This is a genomic window from Halorubrum sp. PV6 (genome assembly GCF_003990725.2).
Classification (GTDB): domain Archaea; phylum Halobacteriota; class Halobacteria; order Halobacteriales; family Haloferacaceae; genus Halorubrum.
Genome location: NZ_CP030064.1, coordinates 825,512 through 843,189 on the forward strand (window position 1 = coordinate 825,512; position 17,678 = coordinate 843,189).

A 17,678-nucleotide genomic window follows, 5' to 3' on the forward strand; every position below is an offset into this window, starting at 1 on the left:
GCGACGTACATGAACGTCGCGCTGGGTGGTACGTTCGACCCCGTCCACGACGGCCACCGGAAGCTGTTCTCACGGGCGTTCGAGTTGGGCGACGTGACCGTCGGGCTCACGTCGGACGAACTCGCGCCGAAGACCCGACACGTCGAGCGGTACGTCCGCCCGTACGACCGCCGACAGCGTGACCTCGAAGCCGAACTGAGCGACTTCGCCGAAGAGCACGGCCGCGAGTTCGAGATCCGCACGCTCACCGATCCGACCGGCATCGCCGTCGAACCCGAGTTCGACGCGCTGATCGTCTCGCCGGAGACCGAGGCGGGCGGCGAACGGATAAACGACATCCGCCGCGAGCGCGGCCACTCGCCCCTCGAACTCGTCGTCGTCGACCACGTGTCGGCCGAGGACGGCGAGCGCATCTCCTCGACCCGCATCGTCGCCGGCGAGATAGACGAACACGGCAACCTCACCCCCGACCGAGAGGGGCGAGGGGCGACCCGCCCGGAATGACGACCGACGACGACCCCGGCCACCTCCGGAGCATCGCGCTCGGCGAGACGGGCTTCGAGCGCGCCGCCGTCTGGTGTGCGGTCGGCTTCGCGGTCTCGTACGTCGCCTTCGACGCGGTCGCGCTGGCTGGCGGACTCGCCGGAGTGACACCCGCTGCCCCCGGCGTCGCCGCGGTCCTCGCGGCCCTATCCGCGGGCGGCGTCACCGCCTTCGCCGTGTTCGCCGGTGGCGGCGTCCTCCCCGCGATGCTCCTCGCCTTCGGTCCCTTTATCGCAATCCTCCTGCGAACGGTCGGCCCGCAGCCGTACACCGTCCCGCTCGCGGACCCGCTCCCGTTCCTCCGCGCCTTGGTCGGCCCGTTCGGACTCGCCGTCGCCGCCGCGCTCGCGGTCGGCGCCGTCGGCTACGCGGTCGCTCGCGGCATCGCTCGCGTCGACGCCGGTGAGCCCGGCGACGCGGAGCGCGACTCCGCTGGCTCCGACGAGCGCGCAGACGCGAGCGGCTGAGTAAGGCCTCTCAGGCTTCTTCGAGCGTCCCGTTCAGCACCTTCGCGGCGATCAGTATCGGGTCCCACACCGGCGAGAACGGCGGCGCGTACGCCAAGTCTAGTCGCTCGACCTCCGGGACGGTCATGCCCGCTTCGAGCGCCGTCGCGAGCGTGTCGATCCGGATCGCCGCGCGGTCGGGGCCGGCGATGCTCCCGCCGATGAGCCGTCCGGTCTCGCGGTCGGCGACGAGCGTCACGTCGGTCGGGGCCGCGCCCGGATAGTAGCCCGACCGAGAGCCGGCCGTTACCGTCTCGCTGACCGGGTCGAAGCCGGCCTCGCGGGCCGCCGCGTCGCCGACGAGGCCGACGCGGCCGGCCTCCATGTCGAACGCCTTCACGACGGCCGTCCCGGCGATTTCGCCGACGCGCGACGGGTTTCCGGCGACGGTGGCGCCGACGGCCCGCCCGGCTCGGTTGGCAGTCAAGCCGAGGGGCATCCAGGCTTCACCGCCGGTGACGGCGTGGATCGCGGTCGCGCAGTCGCCCGCGGCGTACACGTCTGTGAGGTTCGTCCGGCCGTACTCGTCCGTGCGGATCGCTCCGCCGTCGCCGAGTTCGACGCCGGTCCCGCCGAGGAGGTCGGTGTTCGGGCGGATCCCCACGCCGACGATCGCGAGATCGACGGGGAACGCCTCGCCGCCGGAGCGGATGGCCTCGATCCGGCCGTCGCCGACGAGTTCCTCGACCGGGGCGTCCGTGTGGACCGTCACGCCCTCCGCTGCCAGCGCGGTTTCGACGCGCTCGCCGACTGCCTCCCCGAAATCCGAGAGGACGTGGCCGGAGCGGTGGAACAGGTGCACGTCGAGTCCCCGGCCCGACAGCGCCTCGGCCATCTCCACGCCGACGTAGCCGCCCCCGACGATCGCCGCGGTCTCGGGGGCGGGCATCGCGGCGTTGCGGTCGACGCGCTCGCGGTCCACCGCGCTCACGTCGGCGCGGCCCGGGTCGTAGGCGTCCGGATCGGCGACGTACGCGTCGATTGCGGCCGCGGCGTCCATGTCGTGGAGGGTGAACGCGCCGTCGAGCCCGCGCACGTCGAAGGGGCCAGAAACCGCGCGCCCGCCGGTCGCGACGAGGAGGTCGCCGTAGGACTGTTCGACGCGGTCGCCGGCGGCCGTCTCGACGGCAACGGTCTTCGCGTCCGGGTCGACGCCGACGACCTCGTGGCCGCGCCGGAGGTCGATCCCCCGCTCGTCGACCTCGCTCGGCGACAGCGAGAGGAGGTCGGACATGCGCTCGACGCGCCCCTCGATGAAGTACGGCATCCCACAGAAGGCGAAAGAGATCCACCGCCCCTTCTCGAAGACGACGACCTCGCGGTCCGGCGCCTCGCGGCGGAACTTGCTGGCCGCGCTCAACCCCGCGGCGTCGGCACCGACGACGACGAACGGATCGGTCATGGCCCCACCGACGGCTGACGGTGATAAAAAGCCACGCCGGCGGTGCAGGCGGCACGCCTTTCCTCGGGGCCTCGGGGGCCGCCGTTTTCGGGTCGGGCGCTGTCGCCGTCGGTCGGCGCCGAAACCGAGGTCGCCGTCCGAACCGGTTACGTCTCGCCGCCGTCGGCCAGCCGCTCCAGCGTCTCGCGCGCGTTCTCGACGGCGGCCGCCTTCTTCGCCGGGTACGCCTCGACCTTCGCGCGAACGGTGATCCCCGGACCGAGGCGTACCTCACCCCGGAACGCGGCCTGCTTGTCGACGCGGAGGAACAGCGCGCAGTTGTCGTCGACCCGCTGGTCGAGTTCGCCGATCACCTGGTCGATTTCGTCCAGCCCGGAGAGCCGGTCGAGGACGTGTCGCATCCCGTCGGCGTTCTCGATCCGCGCCGAGAGGACGACGATCCGGTCGCCGTGGTGGCCGACGTTCTCGACGCGGTCGAGTTCGGCGTCTTCGGGGAGGAACGTGCGGAGGGCGTCGGCGACCCGCTTTTCGTCCTCGGTGGCGTACGCGAACGCTCTGAGGTCGACGTAGTGGAAGGGGACTGCGGCCATGCGGGTCGAAGGGGTGTTACTCCTCGCTCTCGACGGCGTCGAGGGCGTCTTCGGGGACGCCGGTCTCCTGCCCGTCCTCGAAGCTGACGGTGTACGTCGCGTCGCCGAACATCGTCTCCATGACCTGCGTGATCGTGCCCGTCTCGCCGTCGTAGTCGCTGTGTTTGTCGTGGAACACGACCTCGTCTTCCTTCTCGAAGCTCATGTGAGAAAGTTCCGCTGGCACGCTTAAAAGCGCCCGGATTCGCACCGATCCGCGAACCCGGCGCGCTACCAGACGGCCAGCACGGCCACAGCGAGCGACACAACCAAGACGACGGCGACGGCCGCCGAGACGACCGCGCTGTCGAGCGCGACGGCGATGGTGACGCCGACCGCGAGCGCGAGGAAGCCGGCCACCGCACCGGGGACGCCGCCCCGCTCGACCAGTCGCTCGACGGCGTTGGCCGCGCGGCGCGTCGGCGGGACCGCCGGCGTGGACTCCGGGGGCTTCGAGAACGACTCGTCGACGACCACCCGCTCGGCGTCGGCCTTCTCGGGCGGGTCGAGACGCAGGTCCACGTACCGGACGTTCGAGCCGTACCCCGTGACGACTTTCAGCTTGCCGCGGACCGGCTCCGTCAGCCCGTCGACCGAGACGTAGACGGTGTTGGTCGCCTCGTCTTCGACGTAGTGGTTCGTCTCGGCCACCGACGCGAACCGGTCGAGGTCGTCGTCGAAGTGCAGGTGGACGTGGGTCGAACGGCCTTTGTTTTCCAGCGCGACGGCGAACGAGCCCGTCGCCTCGAACCGGTCGGGCGCCCGGATCGAGTGGACCGCGTCCCCGTTCAGTTCGACGGAGAGTGTCGACACGTACTGGCCGACGCACTCGCACTAAAAAAAGATGCAGTACGGGTCGAGCGACACCGCGGCCGAACTTGCGGATCCCTTACGCCGCCGCTTCGTCTCGCATGTCCGGCGGGAGGAGGTTGGGGATGCCGTCTTCGATCGGGTAGGTCTCGCCGCACTCCGTACACGTGAGCGTCCCCGCCAGAATCTCGTCGTCGTCGCGCTCGTCGACGGCGAGTTCCAGGTCGGCCTTATCGAGCGGGCAGCAGACGACGTCCATCAGGGATTCTTTCATAAACCACCATTCGCGCGGGCCGTTAAAAAAGCGTGCGGGTTGGCGGATGTGGCGGGGCGGCCGGCCCCTCGATGACAACGACTTTGCCGGTCCGTCACGCCCGGCGAGGTATGGGGATTCCGTCGGAACGGATCGACCGGCTGTTCGCGCTCGCCCGCGAGGCGGTCGTCGACGACGAGTACGACCGAGCGCGGGAGTACGTGGCGCTCGCGCGCCGTATCGCCGAGCGGAACCGCTGTGGCGTCCCCGCCGAGTTCTCCCGCCACACCTGCGACGACTGCGGCGTCTACCTCCGACCGGGAAAGACGAGCCGCGTCCGACTCCAGCCCGGCCGGGTCGTCGTTCGCTGCCGCGAGTGCGGGTCGACCGCGCGGTATCCATTTAAGTAATCGCCGCCGGCCACGCAGTCGTCTCGTGTCGCCCCGCGTCGGCGCACGCTCGGATCGCGAAAGCGTCAGCGTTTATGACGCGCCCCGCGTTCTCGCGACAATGAGCGTCCCCTGTGTCGCGGCCGACCGCGAGCACGGCGAGGCGGTCCGCGAGCGCCTCGCCGACGCCGACCTCCTCGACGGCGACCACGAGATAGCGGTCGAGGGCGACACGATCTACATTCCCGTCACCGACCCCGACGCGGTCCCGGACGACCTCGGAACGACGGTCGTCGAGCGCGACGCGGCCGAGCGCGACCGCCCGCAGCCCCCGGCGGCGATCCTCGGCTACGAGCCCTCGCTCGAACGGCTGGGCGACATCGTCATCATCGACGAGGACGACGCCGACCGCGCCCGCGAGATAGCCGACGCGGTGGTGGCCTCCGACGTGCCCTGCGAGACGGTCCTCAACCGCGCGTCGCCGATCGAGGGCGAACTGCGCGTCCGGCGGTGGGACGTGTTGGCCGGGGACGGGACCGAGACGGTCCACCGCGAGTACGGCCACGAGTTCCTCGTCGACGTCGCGGCGGTGTACTTCTCCCCGCGCCTCGCCACCGAGCGCCACCGGATGATAGAACAGGTCGACCCCGACGAGCGCGTCGTCGACATGTTCGCCGGCGTCGGCCCCTACGCGGTCCCGATGGCCGCCCGCGGCGCCGAGGTGGTCGCGTGCGACCTCAACGAGCGCGCGATCGAGTACCTCCGAGCGAACGCCGAGCGCAACGGCGTCGAGGCGCGCGTCACGGCGATCGCGGGCGACGTGCGAGCGCTCGGCGACGACCACGCGGACACCGCCGACCGGCTCGTGATGAACCTCCCGCACTCCGCCGACGAGTTCCTCGACACGGCCGTCCGGCTGGCCGGCGACGACTGCGTCGTTCACTACTACGACATCCAACACGAGGACGACCCCTTCGGCCCCGGCCTGGAAGCGATCCGCGCGGCCGCCGGCGACGCCTACGACGTGACCGTCGAGACCGAACGCGTCGTCCGGTCGTACGCCCCCTACGAGCACAACGTCTGTCTGGACGTCAGGCTGACGCGGCGCTGACGGGCTGCGACGAGCCCCGCGTGAACCTCCTCCGAGACCGGTGACCGATACCCTGCGCTCCGCGACGCCGAATTTCTGTCAGGTGACACGTTTATGTTACTGTGGCACGTGATACCGCCTATGAGCGACACGGTTGACCCCGAAGAGCGCATCGACGACACGACGACCTGGCCGGACCTCGCGGTCGGTCTCTACGACCGGCTCACCGGCCGGAACGCGGAGATCATCTACGAGTTCGAGGAGATGAGCGTCGACGTCCCGAGCGGCACCGGCGACGACGCCGAACACGCCAACTGGCGGGTCGACGGCACCGTCCGGGTGACGACCCGTGAACGAGACTGACGCGAGGGCACCGCTCTCGGTCGTCACGGAGGACCTGACACTCTCGGTCGCGGGCGTCGACCTCGACGTCCGATCGACCGGGGACCGCCTGTTCGTCGAGGTGGCGACGGTCCGCGACGCGATCCGCGTCGCTCGGCACCTCCCGAACGACACCGACGCGCGCGGGCCCACCGCGCTGTTGACGACCACGGACCTCACGACCGAACTCCGGGTTCGCGGTCGGACGGTCGCCGTCCTCGGCGCCGACGCGCGTCCGGGACTGCTCTCCCGAGAGTTCGGCGTGGCACCGGCGGAAGCGCGGGTGGCGGGCGTCGTCGGGGCCGCGGCCGGCGGCCTCTCGGCCGTCGCGAGCGCGGTGCGGCGACGGCTCTCGTGAGCGGCCAACGCTTTTGCTGACGCGTCGTTCCGGCGACTCTGTGGGTTAATACTGTGGTCGACTGCCGGCGTCGCTCGCTACTCGTGGCAGTCGGCACAGGCTCGACGGATCGAACCGACAGCGTGGCTGCCGTCCCACCCGGTGTTTGTCGTCGGGTGGGGACGGCGAGGGGCCCGTCACATGACAAGAGTCCACGGCCGCGGGTCGGTCGAGACCAGAGGCGATTTCGCGCTTGGCACGTCAGAGACGTGAGTCACACGCCGACCGTGGCTGTTTGCGAACAGGGTGAGCGTCGCGTCGGGTCGCGGTGGGGATCGCGACCGACGGGACGAACGACGCCCGGTACGGGCTCCGACCGGGCAGACACCGACGGGGGAGTTGATCCCCGCCATCACGGCACGCGATCGGTGTTACCATACGTTACTCGAAGACCGAACGCGTATATATGCTTTTTCCTTATATTCTTGTAGTAATCTGCTTGAATACTCATTGATCGATTCACTATCACTTTTATTTCAAAACGAACGCGAACGACGAGTCCGGCCTGAACGCGCGGTCGGCCCGGTCAGCGTCGCGCGATCTTCGCGTCGCTCGCGTCGCGGTTTCGGAACCCTTATTTTGTATTCGGGAATTGTTGTATACGTGCCGGAGTAGCTCAGCTGGCAGAGCGATTCCTTCGTAAGGAATAGGTCGAGGGTTCAAATCCCTCCTCCGGCTTCGTTCTCGCTTACGTCCCCTTCGTCGGCCAGTCGGTCGACTCCGCGCCGCCGTTGCTACAGCGTCTACCCGTACTGCCTGCGCTGGTCTCCCCGACGCGAGCGGTCGCGTCTCAGTCCCGCCGGTCGGTGATCCGCGCCGTCACGACGCCCGCCGTGACGAGCATGATACCGATGAACGCGTTCAACAGGATCCCGATCGACTCGCCGGCGGCCGCGTTCACCGACGCGAGGTAGATGAACACGACGGCGGCTGCGGCGTGGAGCGCGAAGACGCCAGTCGGTACGTTCGCCCCGAAGTCGAAGCCGATTTCCATAGCAAACGTACGCCCAGGCCGGGCAAAAAGGGACCGGGTCAGTACCGCCGTTACGCGCTCGCCGGTCGCACACATCGCGCCGACCCGACGGCGACCGTCGTCGACCATTTTCGATCGGTTGTCCTGGCGACCTCCGTAGCGCGTATGTATAATATAAATAATCATAGGGCGCTGCCTATGTGTGTCTGTACCAAACACGGGCGTATGCGACCACAAACGCAAACAACCGAACAAGAACTGTACGAATGTTTCAATTGCGGGGCGCGGACGAAGGCCGCCGGCAGCTGTGAGTGCGGCGGCGAGCTCCGACATATCGGCCGCTCACGGGATCTGTGATACGGTAACGACTGCAGGGCGTTACTCGCCCTCGTCGCTCTCGGCGGTGTCGTCGCCGTCCGCGTCGTCGCTCCCGTCGCCTCCCTCCGCGGCCGCGTCGTAGCCGGGCAGCGAGAGGACGTTCTCGCGCCCGAGCCGGAACCCTTCGAGGTCGCCGTCGTCCCGCAGCCCGGTGACGACTTGGCTCGTCTTGGCGGCGGTCCAGTCGAGCTCCTCGGCGACCCGCTTCTGTTTCATTCGGCCGCCCTCGGACTCCACGAGCCGAAGGACCTGCTCTTCGTTGCTCAACAGGTCCTCGTCGACCGGCGCCGCCTCGTCGCTCGCGTCGGACTCGGTCTCCCCCGTTTCGGTGTCCGTCTCGACCGTCCCGCCCTCGGACGCCCCCGCACCCGGCTCGTCGGACGCGCCTGTGGGGTCCGACGCGGTCTCCCCCTCGGCCACGCCCGCCGATGTCGCCGCCGGCTCGCCGGCGGCCGCCGTCGCGCCCGCACCCCGTTCCGCATCGCCCCTGTCCCACGGGCGGCGTCGGTAGCCGACCGCCGCGACGACCGCGACGACAAGCCCTATCGCGGCCAACAGGAGCGGGCCCACGGAGCGACTCGCCGGCTCGACCGTCACGCGGGGCTGCCCCTCGGTGAAGTCGACCGGCCCTCGCCAGACGACGGCGTTCTCGCGGGTTTCCGTCGGCGACGGCGACGCATCGCCGAGTCGGTACTCCTCCGGCCACGTCACGATGAGCGACGAGGCCTCGTCGAGGAACAGCGCGTCGACCGCGTCGCCGACGAGGATTCGGTCGTCTTCGACGGCCGCGAACCCCTCCCACTCGAACCGATAGGTAACCACGCCGTACGACTGCGGGAGTTCGCGTCGCTCCGCGGCCACCGTGACGTTCGTGACGTTCATCTCGCGGCCCGTCGCGTTCTCCGCGGCGGCCGCCGTCGCGCGCATCCGCTCCCCGAAGCGCGCGCTGTACGCGCTCGGGTCGGACTCCACGTCCGCCCGGAGCTCCTCGAACGCCTGCTCTTCGTCGTCGCTCGCGAGCCGGACTCGGTACTGCGTCTCCCAGACCGCGTCCCCGTCGGGCTGGACGCCGACTTCGATCAGGATGTCGTCCGGCGAGACGTCCAACTGGTCGAACCCGCCGGCCGGGAGGCCGCCACCGCCCTGTGCGGCGCCACCCGTCGCGAGCGCGACGGCCGCGACGAGCGCGACGACCAGAAGGACTACCCTTCGCTGCACGGGCAAACAGTTACGAGGCCGGGATAAATCGCTTCCCATCTCGCGAGTCCGGGCCGAGCCGAGTGCGCCCTATCCATCGATACCGCCCACGCCGACGACTCGCTGAAGCAGCCGCGCGCCGTCCGTCATCCTTCGATCGAGGCGCTCTGCGAGGTCGCTGCCGACGCTCGTGACGGCCGACGCCGCGCCGGTCGTCCCTCCGTTTCCGGTCCCCGCTCCGCCGGTCCCTGCCCCGCCGTTACCGCTCCCTGCTCCGCCGTCACCGCCTCTCGCTTCGTCGCTCCCTCCCGACCCGTTCCGGTTCGCGTCGGCTCCCGTCCCGTTACCGCGGTCGCCGTCGCTCCGTTCGGTCGGCGAGCCGGCGCCGCCCTCGCCGGCAGAGCCGCTTCCGCTCCCCGTCGGGCCGCTTCCGCTCCCCGTCGAGTCGCTTCCGTTCGTCGCCGGTCCGGACGGCGCGTCGTCGCTGCCGTTCGCCGGGGTGTTGCTGCCGTTCGCGGCGTCTCCCCCGCCGCCCATCCGGTTCGCTCCGTCCGGCGGCCCGCCGCGAGCGTCGCCTTCGCCGGGCGGCCCGCCGCCCGTGTCCGAGCGGTTCGCGCCCGGTCCGTCGCCCCGTCCCGGTCGGTCCGCGTCGGAGCCGTTTCGGGCTCCCTGTCCGACGCCCCGATCCTCTGGGGGGCCACGCCGGTCTGCGGCCAGCGGCCCGCCGACGCCGTTGCCGGCGACCCCGCGAGCGATGGCCGCGACCTCCGGCCCGCTCGCTTCGCCCGCCCGCTCGCGAAGGGTGTCGAGTCGGCTCACGTTGATCCCGCGGGCTTCCCGCGCCGCTTCCGGGAGGTCGCGGGCGACGGCGGCGCTCCGGTTCGCCTCGCGTTTGACCGCCTCGGCCCGAGCGCTCGTCTCCGCCATGCGGGCGGCGAACTGCCCGTGGCTCAACTCGCCGGCCTCGCGGCGCTCGCGGAGCGACCGCTGTTCACGTTCGATCGCTTCCAGTCGCTCTTCGGTCCGGTTCAGTCGATCTGCGACCAACGCGGCCCGCTCTTCGGGCGTCTCCGTCCGGTTGAGGCCGACCTCGAACGCCCGCGCCTCGACCTCTCCGGATATCTCGGCGCGCTGAACGCCGATCACGCCGGAGAGACGCTCGCCGGGGCTGATCTCGTCCGTCTCGTTTGCGGTCCCGGTGCCGTCGCTCGACGCTTCGGTCTCGTTCGTCTCCACCGGATCGTCTTGCGCGGCTGCTATCCCAATAGGGCCGGCCGCGGCGATTCCGGCGACGCCGACCACGACGACCACGGCGACGACGAGTGCGGTGCCTCGGTTCATTACCTGTCGGTACGGACCGTATCGGTATATAAACCGATCTCCGTTAAGCCGGATCAACGCGGATTAAACGGGCGACGGCAGCGGGGTGGGTAGAACCGTGCTCTTCGGCTCAGTACGACTTCGCGAAGTACGCGGTTCGCTCGGCGTCGTCGTCGCAGATCGCGCAGGTCTCGTCGTGGTCCGTCTCGCGGAGCGGGTCGTCGTCCTCGAACGGGACCATCACGATCTCGGCGGCCATCGGCTCTTTGATCGGCTCCTCGCAGGCCTCCTCGCCGCACCACGGCGCTTTCACGTAGCCGCCGTGCTGGCCGAGCGTCCCGAGGATGTCGGCGCGGTCGTCGGCCTCGCGAACCTCGCCGTCGAGGGTCTCTTCCGCGGCGGTGTACAGCTTCGCGTACACCGTATCGAAGTGGTCGCAGACCGTCTCGACGACCCCGTCGCGGGCTTCGACAACGCTCTCGCCGTCGGGCCGGTGGACGAAGGTGAGTTCCTCGTCCTCGACCTCGTGGGGGCCGATCTCGATCCGGAGCGGGACGCCGTTGAGCTCGTGTTCGTTGAACTTGAAGCCGGGATTGCGCTCGTCGCGGTCGTCGAGTTCGACCCGGATCCCCGCGTCGTCGAGTTCGTCGGCGACGCCCTCGGCGTACGCCAGCACGTCGTCTTTCGTGTCCTCCTGCCAGATCGGGACGACGACGACCTGTTCGGGGGCGACGCCGGGCGGGAGCACGAGCCCCTGCTCGTCGGAGTGGGTCATGATAAGCGCGCCGAGCGCGCGCCACGAGAGTCCCCACGAGGTGGTGTGTGCGAGCCGCTCCTCCTCGTCTTCGTCGGAGTACGTGATGCCGAACGCCTCGGCGAACGACTGCCCGAGGTGGTGAGACGTCCCGGCCTGGACCGACTTCCCGTCGGGCATCAACGCTTCGACCGTCGTGGTCGTCTTCGCGCCGGGGAAGGTGTCGTGGTCGGGCTTTTGGCCTTTCAGAACGGGCATCGCCAGCAGATCCTCGTAGACGGAGGCGTACTGGTCGAGCCGCGTCATCGTCTCATCCCAGGCGTCCTCGCTCGTCGCGTGGGCGGTGTGGCCCTCCTGCCAGAGGAACTCCTTCGTGCGGAAGAACGGCTTCGTCTCCGTCGCCTCCCAGCGCACGACCGAACACCACTGGTTCACGCGCAGCGGGAGGTCACGGTGGCTCCGGACCCACTGGCTGAGGTAGGGCGTGATGATCGACTCGGAGGTCGGTCGGACCGCGAGGCGCTCCTCGAGTTCTTTGTTCCCCGCTTCCGTCACCCACGCCACCTCGGGGTCGAACCCCTCGACGATGTCCTTCTCGCGTTCGAGGTACGACTCCGGGATGAAGAGGGGGAAGTAGGCGTTCTGGACGCCGGTGTCTTTGAACTTCGCGTCGAGGAACCCCTGGAGGCGCTCCCAGACGCCGTAGGCGCGCGGTCGGGTGACGATGAACCCGCTCATCCCCTCGGGCCCGTAGTCCGCGAGCCCGGCCTTCTGTACGACTTCGGCGTACCACTCGCCGGTGTTGTGTGACTTGGACTCGGTGATACCGAGCTCCTGGTCGTCGTCGCTCATTGTTCCTCACAGGGCGGGTCGCGGGCTTAAAAGGTCCGAAGGAGCCGTCGTCGCCGCCCGCAGCGGCCTCCGTCTCGCCCGCCGGCCGGAGAAAGGTTAACGGCGTCAGGCGGTCTACGTCGGGTATGAACCTGTCGGGGCTCCGCCGGTACGCGTCGCGGTCGCTTGCCGGTCGCCGAGAGGCGGCGGTGTTAGCCCCCGTCATCGAGCGCGACGGCGCGGCGCACCTCCTCTTCACGAAGCGAGCCGCGCACCTCGGCGAACACCCCGGACAGATGAGTTTTCCCGGCGGCGGTCGCGAACCGGTCGACCGAACGCTGACCGACACCGCGCTCCGGGAGGCCGACGAGGAGGTGGGGCTGCGGCCGGAGGAGGTCGACGTGGTCGGCCGCATCGACGACACGCGAACCAGCAGCGACTACGCGGTCCGCCCCTTCGTCGGCGTCGCGCCCGACCGGGAGTACATTCCCGACGAGTCGGAGGTCGCGGAGGTGGTCGTCCTCCCCGTCGAGGGGCTGATGGACCCCGCGAACTACGAGTCGGAGCGCCGCGTCGGCCACCCGGACTACGGCGACCACCGCGTCCACTACTTCCACGTCGGCGGCTACACCGTCTGGGGCGTCACCGGCCGGATGGTCGTCCAACTGTTGGAGCGGACCTCGGACTGGCGCGCGCCAGAGGAGGTCGACCGGGTCGTCGGCGCGGACGCGGAGCTTCCGATTTAAGTACTACTTAAAAAACCGTCTCACGCGTCGGGCGTCACGCGCAGTCGCAGCGTTAGATCTGCGCCGTTCGCGAGCGCGGCAACGAGGTCGCGGTCGAGGTCGGCCGCGGCGCCGTCGCCGTCGACGAGAATCGTTCGTTCGTCGTCGGTGTAGTCGCTCGTCCGACCGACCATCGAGCGGTCGTCGAGGAGCGTCAGTTCCGGATCGCCGCGGCCCGTGATCGTCTCGCTGAACTCGCTTTCCCCCGCCTCGACCACGAGCGTCGCCTCGATGGTCGCGTTCGGGTCCCGGCAGGCCTCACGGAACGCGGGGGCGAAATCGCGGGGGGTTCGGTCGGCCTCGACGCCGACGATGCAGTCGCCCGCGGGGGTGAGCCAGTCGTCGGTCGTGAGTTCGAACGTGCTGGCGTGGTCGGCGCTGACGTGTTCGTGACCGACGGCGCGAACGACCTCGACGAGGGTGTCGCCCGCGGCGTCCCCGTCGGCGGTCGGTTCGCTCGTGGCGTCTGCGTCGCTCATACCTCTCGCTTTCGGCGGCGCGATAAGTGGCTACCGCAATCGCGCTCAGACGTCCGCGCCCTCGGCCAGCGCGGGGATCAGCCGCGCGGGATTCTTCGCGAACACGCGACGCATGAGGTCCTCGGAGACGTCGAGCGTGAGGATCTCCATCACGCCGATGTTCGGGTGGACGTCCGGCGCGCCCGACCCGAAGAGCACGCGGTCCGGGTGTTCCAAGACGCCGCGTTCGAGGACCTCCCGGTAGCGCACGGCGCTCGTCTCGACGTAGAGTCGGTCGTACTCGCCCAACAGTCCGAGGGTCTCGTGCATCAGGTCGGCGTCGAGCGGGTACCCGCCGAAACTGGCGAGGACGACGGGCATATCGTAGTCGAGCAGTTCGCGCTCGACGGCCTCCGGCGGAAACCGCGTGCCGGCGTGGACGATGACGGGCAGGTCGGCGGCCTCCAAGCGGGTGAGCACGTCCTCGTTCGGGAGCCCGTCGGCGTGGGGGACGAGCGTGAACCCGTGGAAGCGGTCGTCGTAGGAGTACTGCTCGACGTCGTCGGGCCGGGCGTGGTGGTCGTCGCGCTCGGCACGGAGGTTCCGGATCGCAGAGAGCGGGCCGGTCCCCGGATCGCGGGGGCCGTTGAGTCGGGCGAACGCGACGAATGGGCGGTCGATCGAGAGCCGCGCGACCGCGTTGTTCGCGCGGAGGTAACTCCGTCCGGGCGCGCGCTGACCGGGGCTCGCGACCGCGCGGACGACGCCGGCCTGCAACATCTCGCGCTCCAGCAGTTCGGGGGAGATGTCCCGCCCGTGGGTCGCGACCGACGACTCGTCGGGGTCAAGCGTCGCGCGGGTGTCGACGATCCGGAAGTCGTGTTCCAGCCCGAGCATCTACCGACCCGTCTCGGGCGACCCGCATGTGCCTGTCGGTCGCGGTCGTCTCATTGTAGGGGTTGCGGTCGTCTCCCGAGGCGCTTCTTAGGCCCTCACGGCCCAGCAGTCGAGACGATTTTTATTACGTCCCCCTCCGAGAGTTCGCGGTCCTCGCCGATCCGGCGAGCAGAGCGCGCGTCGACCGCGTGGAGATACCCCTCGCCAATGTCGGTGTGGACCGCGTAGGCCAGATCCGGCGGGGTCGCTCCCGACTGCAGGAGAAACGCGTCTGGGAGGACGTTTCCGGTTCCGTCTGTCCACTTCGAGGCGTCTTGGACGGGGTAGACGGTGATTCGGTCGAGCAGATCGTACACTGCGGCGTTCAGTGCGGTTTGCACGCCCGTCCCCCCGTATTGGTCCATCGCCGATCGGATCGCCGCAAGGCCGGTACGCTGGCCGTCCGAGACGTCGCCGACAACGTCGAACGCCTCGTCGCCCGGGTCGTAGTCGACGACGCCCGCCTCGGCGGCGCGGCGGAGCCCGAGTTCGCCGTCGGCCGTCGCTGGAATAACCGGCTTGTCGGTCCCGTCTCTGAGCCGGTCGACCGCGCCCTCCGGCGCCGCGTCGACTTTGTTCGCCACGACGACGATCGGTTTCGTCCGCCGCCGGATCGCCCGCGCGAGCGCCTCGCGGTCGGCCTCGGTCCAGGCCTGCGGGTCTTCCGGGTACTCCAGCCCGCGCAGGACGGCCGTCACGTCGTGCTCCGTCGCGCCGAACCCGGTCAGCAGGTCGGTGACCGCCGCCTCCAAGTCGAAGTCGGGCGAGCGCGACTGTCGCTCGACGCCCTCCCAGTTGCGCTCGACGATCCCCGCGAGCCACAGGTCCATCTCCTCCTCGATGAAGTCGACGTCGTCGAGGGGGTCGTGCGCGCCGACCTCGACCGGCTCGCCCTCCGCGTTCGTCGCGCCGGAGGCGTCGACGACGTTGAGGACGACGTCCGCGTTCGTCAACTCGTCGAGGAACTGGTTGCCGAGGCCCTTCCCCTCGTGGGCGCCCGGAACGAGCCCCGCCACGTCGAGGAGTTCGACGGGGACGTACCGCTTCCCGTCGCGGCAGTTCTCGGCGCCGCACCGCTCCTCGCGGTCGAGACAGGGACACTCCGTGCGGACGTGTGTCACCCCGCGGTTGGCGTCGATGGTCGTGAACGGGTAGTTCGCCACGTCGACGTCGGCCATCGTGGCGGCGGTATAAAAGGTGGACTTGCCGGCGTTCGGCTTGCCCGCGAGCGCGACCGTTATCATGGTCGTGCGTCGCGGCCCCGTAAAAAGCGCCTTTCGGTCGGACGCGACGACCGCGTCGTCGCTATCGGCGACCGACCGGACGGTATCTCACTTCCGCGCGATGATCCGCAGCACGTCCTCGTCGGCCAGCTCGTGGCCCTTCCCGACCTGCTGGTCGTCGTGTTTCGCGCTCGTCCCCGAGACGCGCGCGAACTTGAATCGCTCGTCGAACTCGCCGCCGATCTTCGTACAGGCATCGCCGACGGTGTCGCCCTCGAACAAGATCAGCGGCTCCTCGTAGTCGACGCCGCGACCGGGCTTGTCCATGTAAATTCGGATGAGACCGAGCTCCTCCCAGAGGCGCTCTCTGAGCCCGTCGAGCCCGAGCTCCTTCTCGGCCGAGATGAAGAGCACGTCGTCGGGGTCGAGGTCGCGCTCGCGGAGTTCCTCCTTGACCGTCGGCAAGTAGCTCTTGTCGATGAGGTCCGCCTTGTTGACGGAGACCATCGAAGGGAGGTACTCGCGGTTGTCCATCACGGCGTCGACCAGCTCGTCGATAGTCAGATCGTGGGGGATGGTCACCTTGGCGTTGACGTAGCCGTACTCGCGGAGGACCTGCTTGACCGTCCCCTCGTCGAGGCTCACGTCGTCGCTCATCGTCACCCCGATGCCGTCTTTGTGCGTCTTTCGGATGTTGATGTTCGGCGGCTCCGTGTCGAGGCGGATGTTCGTGTTGTACAGCTCCTCGCGGAGTCGGTCGTACTGCTCGATTTCGAACACCGAGAGCATAAACACGACCAGATCGGCGGTTCGAACCACGGACAACACCTCCTTCCCGCCGCCGCGTCCGCCGGCGGCGCCCTCGATCAGTCCGGGCACGTCCAATATCTGGATGTTCGCGCCGCGGTACTGCAGCATACCGGGGTTGACGTCGAGGGTCGTGAACTCGTAGGAGCCGACCTCGCTGTCGGCGTTGGTCAAGGCGTTGATGAGGGTGGACTTCCCCACGCTCGGGAACCCGACGAGCGCGACCGTGGCGTCCCCGTGTTTCTCGACGGCGTACCCGTGGCCGCCGCCGGCGGAGGACTGGTTTTCCAGTTTCTCCTTTTTTTCCGCGAGCTTCGCCTTCAGTCGCCCGACGTGAGCCTCCGTGGCCTTGTTGTAGGGCGTGTTGGCGATCTCCTCGCGGAGGTCCTCTATCTCCTCTTCCAGTCCCATTATGCTACTGTCGGCCGTTCGGCTCGTTAAAGGTGTTCCTTCCGCCTCGCAGCCGAGTCGTCGGGTTCGCCGGCTTGCGGGAGACCCGAGTCGAACGGGCTGGAAACGGTGATATTTCGACACGATTATCCCGAGGGATCGTGAGAGTTGACACGTCGAATGCCCGATCCGACGATCCTCCGTGACAGCACGCAGATCGTCCTCCCTCGTTGCGCGCTCGACGGGTTACGAGACGGGGTCTGCGAGCGATTCACGGTGACGATTGTCGAAACCGATGACCACTACCGGATCATCGGGAGTCCGGTCGAAATCAAGGCCGCGAGCAACTTCCTCGCGCGGAACGGCGTCGCGGTCGCCTGACTGCCCCTACCGACCGACTCTGCCGCTCGATCGTACTCCTCGTCGCTCTTCGTCGCTCCTAAAAATCTCACCAGCAGCAGGAGAACTCGTCGAATCAGCCGGCCGCCTGCCCGTCGAACCGTCCAAAGTCGGCGTCCCGCCGAACGCGCCGACGACTTACCCGATGACGCCGACGAGCAGCTGTGCCACGATGAGCACGAGGAACAGCAGTCCGGCCGCGAACGACCCGGCCGCGACGCCGTGCGCGTTCCCGAGGCCACGCCCGCGGGCGCCGAAGTAGGCGCCGAAGAAGACGAAGCCGGCGATCAACAGCGCGACCGCGGCGTACACGAGGGTGAGCAGACTCCCGGAGAGCCCTTCCGGCACGCCGAAGCTCCCGACCGCGAGGAGCGCGACCGCGCCGATACCGACCGTGATCAGGATAAACGAGATCGCCCAGGTTATCGGTTTCTGGGCGACCTCGCTGAGGGTGCCGGTGATCGCATCGTACCTGCTGATCGATCCGGCGCCTGGGGCGGTGCGTTTCGCGCCGATCTGCGCGACGGCGACGAAGGTGCCCACGACGAGCAGCCCCATCAGTGCCGTACTCAAGAGCGTGAGTGAGACCATGGTGAGTTCGTTGTAAGCAGGTCCGTTCCCGCGTACAAATAGCCTTCGTATGTTGTGCCGGTCGACTTCCCGTACGCTGTGCCGGTCGACTTCCCATACGCTGTGCCCGTCGGCTCGTCCGCGCTGCCGACAGCCCCTCGACTGTGCTACCGGCCGATTCGACCGCCCCGCTCACCACACGGGCTGTCAGCACCCCCGGCGGCGACGCTGGGCGACTCACGGGCGAGTTACGCTTT

23 protein-coding genes and 1 tRNA gene are annotated in these 17,678 nt (G+C 69.1%); 10 read left to right on the top strand and 14 right to left on the bottom strand.

Going from position 1 to position 17,678, the window contains the following annotated elements:
* Positions 1–9 precede the first annotated feature (9 nt).
* Positions 10–504 carry a phosphopantetheine adenylyltransferase gene (locus tag DOS48_RS17880; protein WP_127117044.1) on the top strand — a complete coding sequence of 165 codons (495 nt, stop codon included), beginning with the start codon at positions 10–12 and terminating at the stop codon, positions 502–504.
* Entirely contained in the window at positions 501–1,010 is a 510-nt protein-coding gene (locus tag DOS48_RS17885; protein ID WP_127117045.1) for a hypothetical protein, read from the top strand. Before DOS48_RS17880 ends, DOS48_RS17885 begins: the two co-directional genes overlap by 4 nt.
* Before the next feature lie 10 nt (positions 1,011–1,020).
* Here DOS48_RS17885 and DOS48_RS17890 read toward each other — a convergent pair whose 3' ends face one another.
* The 5 genes from DOS48_RS17890 to DOS48_RS17910 all read right to left on the bottom strand — a co-directional run bounded on the left by DOS48_RS17890 (position 1,021) and on the right by DOS48_RS17910 (position 4,164).
* Entirely contained in the window at positions 1,021–2,451 is a 1,431-nt protein-coding gene (locus DOS48_RS17890; RefSeq protein WP_127117046.1) for an FAD-dependent oxidoreductase, read from the bottom strand.
* Between the two features lie 146 nt (positions 2,452–2,597).
* Entirely contained in the window at positions 2,598–3,041 is a 444-nt protein-coding gene (locus tag DOS48_RS17895) for an RNA-binding protein (protein ID WP_127117047.1), read from the bottom strand.
* Between the two features lie 16 nt (positions 3,042–3,057).
* A complete protein-coding gene (locus DOS48_RS17900; protein ID WP_127117048.1) occupies positions 3,058–3,246 on the bottom strand; it encodes a DUF1918 domain-containing protein in 189 nt (62 codons plus the stop codon).
* Between the two features lie 65 nt (positions 3,247–3,311).
* A complete protein-coding gene (locus DOS48_RS17905; RefSeq protein ID WP_127117049.1) occupies positions 3,312–3,893 on the bottom strand; it encodes a hypothetical protein in 582 nt (193 codons plus the stop codon).
* A gap of 76 nt (positions 3,894–3,969) precedes the next feature.
* Positions 3,970–4,164, bottom strand: a complete 195-nt coding sequence (locus tag DOS48_RS17910) for a methytransferase partner Trm112 (RefSeq protein ID WP_127117050.1) — start codon at positions 4,162–4,164, stop codon at positions 3,970–3,972.
* 110 nt (positions 4,165–4,274) lie between these two features.
* Here DOS48_RS17910 and DOS48_RS17915 point away from each other — a divergent pair, with 110 nt between their 5' ends.
* The 5 genes from DOS48_RS17915 to DOS48_RS17935 all read left to right on the top strand — a co-directional run bounded on the left by DOS48_RS17915 (position 4,275) and on the right by DOS48_RS17935 (position 7,078).
* Positions 4,275–4,553, top strand: a complete 279-nt coding sequence (locus DOS48_RS17915) for a ribonuclease P protein component 4 (RefSeq protein ID WP_127117051.1) — start codon at positions 4,275–4,277, stop codon at positions 4,551–4,553.
* 100 nt (positions 4,554–4,653) lie between these two features.
* Complete coding sequence (locus DOS48_RS17920) at positions 4,654–5,643, top strand: class I SAM-dependent methyltransferase family protein (protein WP_127117052.1); 990 nt, start codon at positions 4,654–4,656, stop codon at positions 5,641–5,643.
* A gap of 120 nt (positions 5,644–5,763) precedes the next feature.
* Positions 5,764–5,985, top strand: a complete 222-nt coding sequence (locus DOS48_RS17925) for a hypothetical protein (protein WP_127117053.1) — start codon at positions 5,764–5,766, stop codon at positions 5,983–5,985.
* Positions 5,972–6,361, top strand: coding sequence for a peptide ABC transporter ATP-binding protein (locus DOS48_RS17930; protein WP_127117054.1), 390 nt, complete (start codon positions 5,972–5,974; stop codon positions 6,359–6,361). The genes DOS48_RS17925 and DOS48_RS17930 overlap by 14 nt, the downstream gene beginning before the upstream one ends.
* A gap of 644 nt (positions 6,362–7,005) precedes the next feature.
* Positions 7,006–7,078: transfer RNA gene (locus DOS48_RS17935), tRNA-Thr, on the top strand.
* 112 nt (positions 7,079–7,190) lie between these two features.
* Here the strand turns inward: DOS48_RS17935 and DOS48_RS17940 are convergent.
* Positions 7,191–7,394, bottom strand: coding sequence for a hypothetical protein (locus tag DOS48_RS17940; RefSeq protein ID WP_127117055.1), 204 nt, complete (start codon positions 7,392–7,394; stop codon positions 7,191–7,193).
* Positions 7,395–7,598: 204 nt separating this feature from the next.
* On the opposite strand from DOS48_RS17940, the gene DOS48_RS17945 reads away from it, so the two are divergent.
* Positions 7,599–7,730 carry a rubrerythrin-like domain-containing protein gene (locus tag DOS48_RS17945; RefSeq protein ID WP_127117056.1) on the top strand — a complete coding sequence of 44 codons (132 nt, stop codon included), beginning with the start codon at positions 7,599–7,601 and terminating at the stop codon, positions 7,728–7,730.
* Positions 7,731–7,751: 21 nt separating this feature from the next.
* On the opposite strand, the gene DOS48_RS17950 is transcribed toward DOS48_RS17945, so the two are convergent.
* The 3 genes from DOS48_RS17950 to proS form a co-directional block, all read right to left on the bottom strand.
* A complete protein-coding gene (locus DOS48_RS17950) occupies positions 7,752–8,969 on the bottom strand; it encodes a DUF4897 domain-containing protein (protein WP_127117057.1) in 1,218 nt (405 codons plus the stop codon).
* Positions 8,970–9,038: 69 nt separating this feature from the next.
* Positions 9,039–10,289: a hypothetical protein gene (locus DOS48_RS17955; protein WP_127117058.1), complete on the bottom strand. Its 1,251-nt coding sequence runs from the start codon at positions 10,287–10,289 to the stop codon at positions 9,039–9,041.
* 109 nt (positions 10,290–10,398) lie between these two features.
* Positions 10,399–11,874: a proline--tRNA ligase gene (gene proS, locus DOS48_RS17960; RefSeq protein ID WP_127117059.1), complete on the bottom strand. Its 1,476-nt coding sequence runs from the start codon at positions 11,872–11,874 to the stop codon at positions 10,399–10,401.
* 125 nt (positions 11,875–11,999) lie between these two features.
* Between proS and DOS48_RS17965 the strand changes: the two genes are divergently transcribed.
* Complete coding sequence (locus DOS48_RS17965) at positions 12,000–12,599, top strand: CoA pyrophosphatase (RefSeq protein WP_127117060.1); 600 nt, start codon at positions 12,000–12,002, stop codon at positions 12,597–12,599.
* Positions 12,600–12,619: 20 nt separating this feature from the next.
* Here the strand turns inward: DOS48_RS17965 and DOS48_RS17970 are convergent, their stop codons facing one another.
* The 4 genes from DOS48_RS17970 to DOS48_RS17985 form a co-directional block, all read right to left on the bottom strand.
* On the bottom strand, positions 12,620–13,117 hold the full coding sequence (locus tag DOS48_RS17970) for a DUF371 domain-containing protein (RefSeq protein WP_127117061.1): 498 nt from the start codon (positions 13,115–13,117) through the stop codon (positions 12,620–12,622).
* Between the two features lie 45 nt (positions 13,118–13,162).
* A complete protein-coding gene (locus tag DOS48_RS17975) occupies positions 13,163–13,993 on the bottom strand; it encodes an amidohydrolase family protein (RefSeq protein ID WP_127117062.1) in 831 nt (276 codons plus the stop codon).
* Positions 13,994–14,088: 95 nt separating this feature from the next.
* On the bottom strand, positions 14,089–15,276 hold the full coding sequence (locus tag DOS48_RS17980) for a redox-regulated ATPase YchF (protein ID WP_127117063.1): 1,188 nt from the start codon (positions 15,274–15,276) through the stop codon (positions 14,089–14,091).
* An 87-nt stretch (positions 15,277–15,363) separates the two neighbouring features.
* A complete protein-coding gene (locus DOS48_RS17985; protein ID WP_127117064.1) occupies positions 15,364–16,473 on the bottom strand; it encodes a GTP-binding protein in 1,110 nt (369 codons plus the stop codon).
* A 159-nt stretch (positions 16,474–16,632) separates the two neighbouring features.
* Between DOS48_RS17985 and DOS48_RS17990 the strand changes: the two genes are divergently transcribed.
* Entirely contained in the window at positions 16,633–16,833 is a 201-nt protein-coding gene (locus tag DOS48_RS17990) for a hypothetical protein (protein ID WP_127117065.1), read from the top strand.
* A 156-nt stretch (positions 16,834–16,989) separates the two neighbouring features.
* On the opposite strand, the gene DOS48_RS17995 is transcribed toward DOS48_RS17990, so the two are convergent.
* Positions 16,990–17,442, bottom strand: a complete 453-nt coding sequence (locus DOS48_RS17995; protein WP_127117066.1) for a hypothetical protein — start codon at positions 17,440–17,442, stop codon at positions 16,990–16,992.
* Positions 17,443–17,678: the final 236 nt, after the last annotated feature.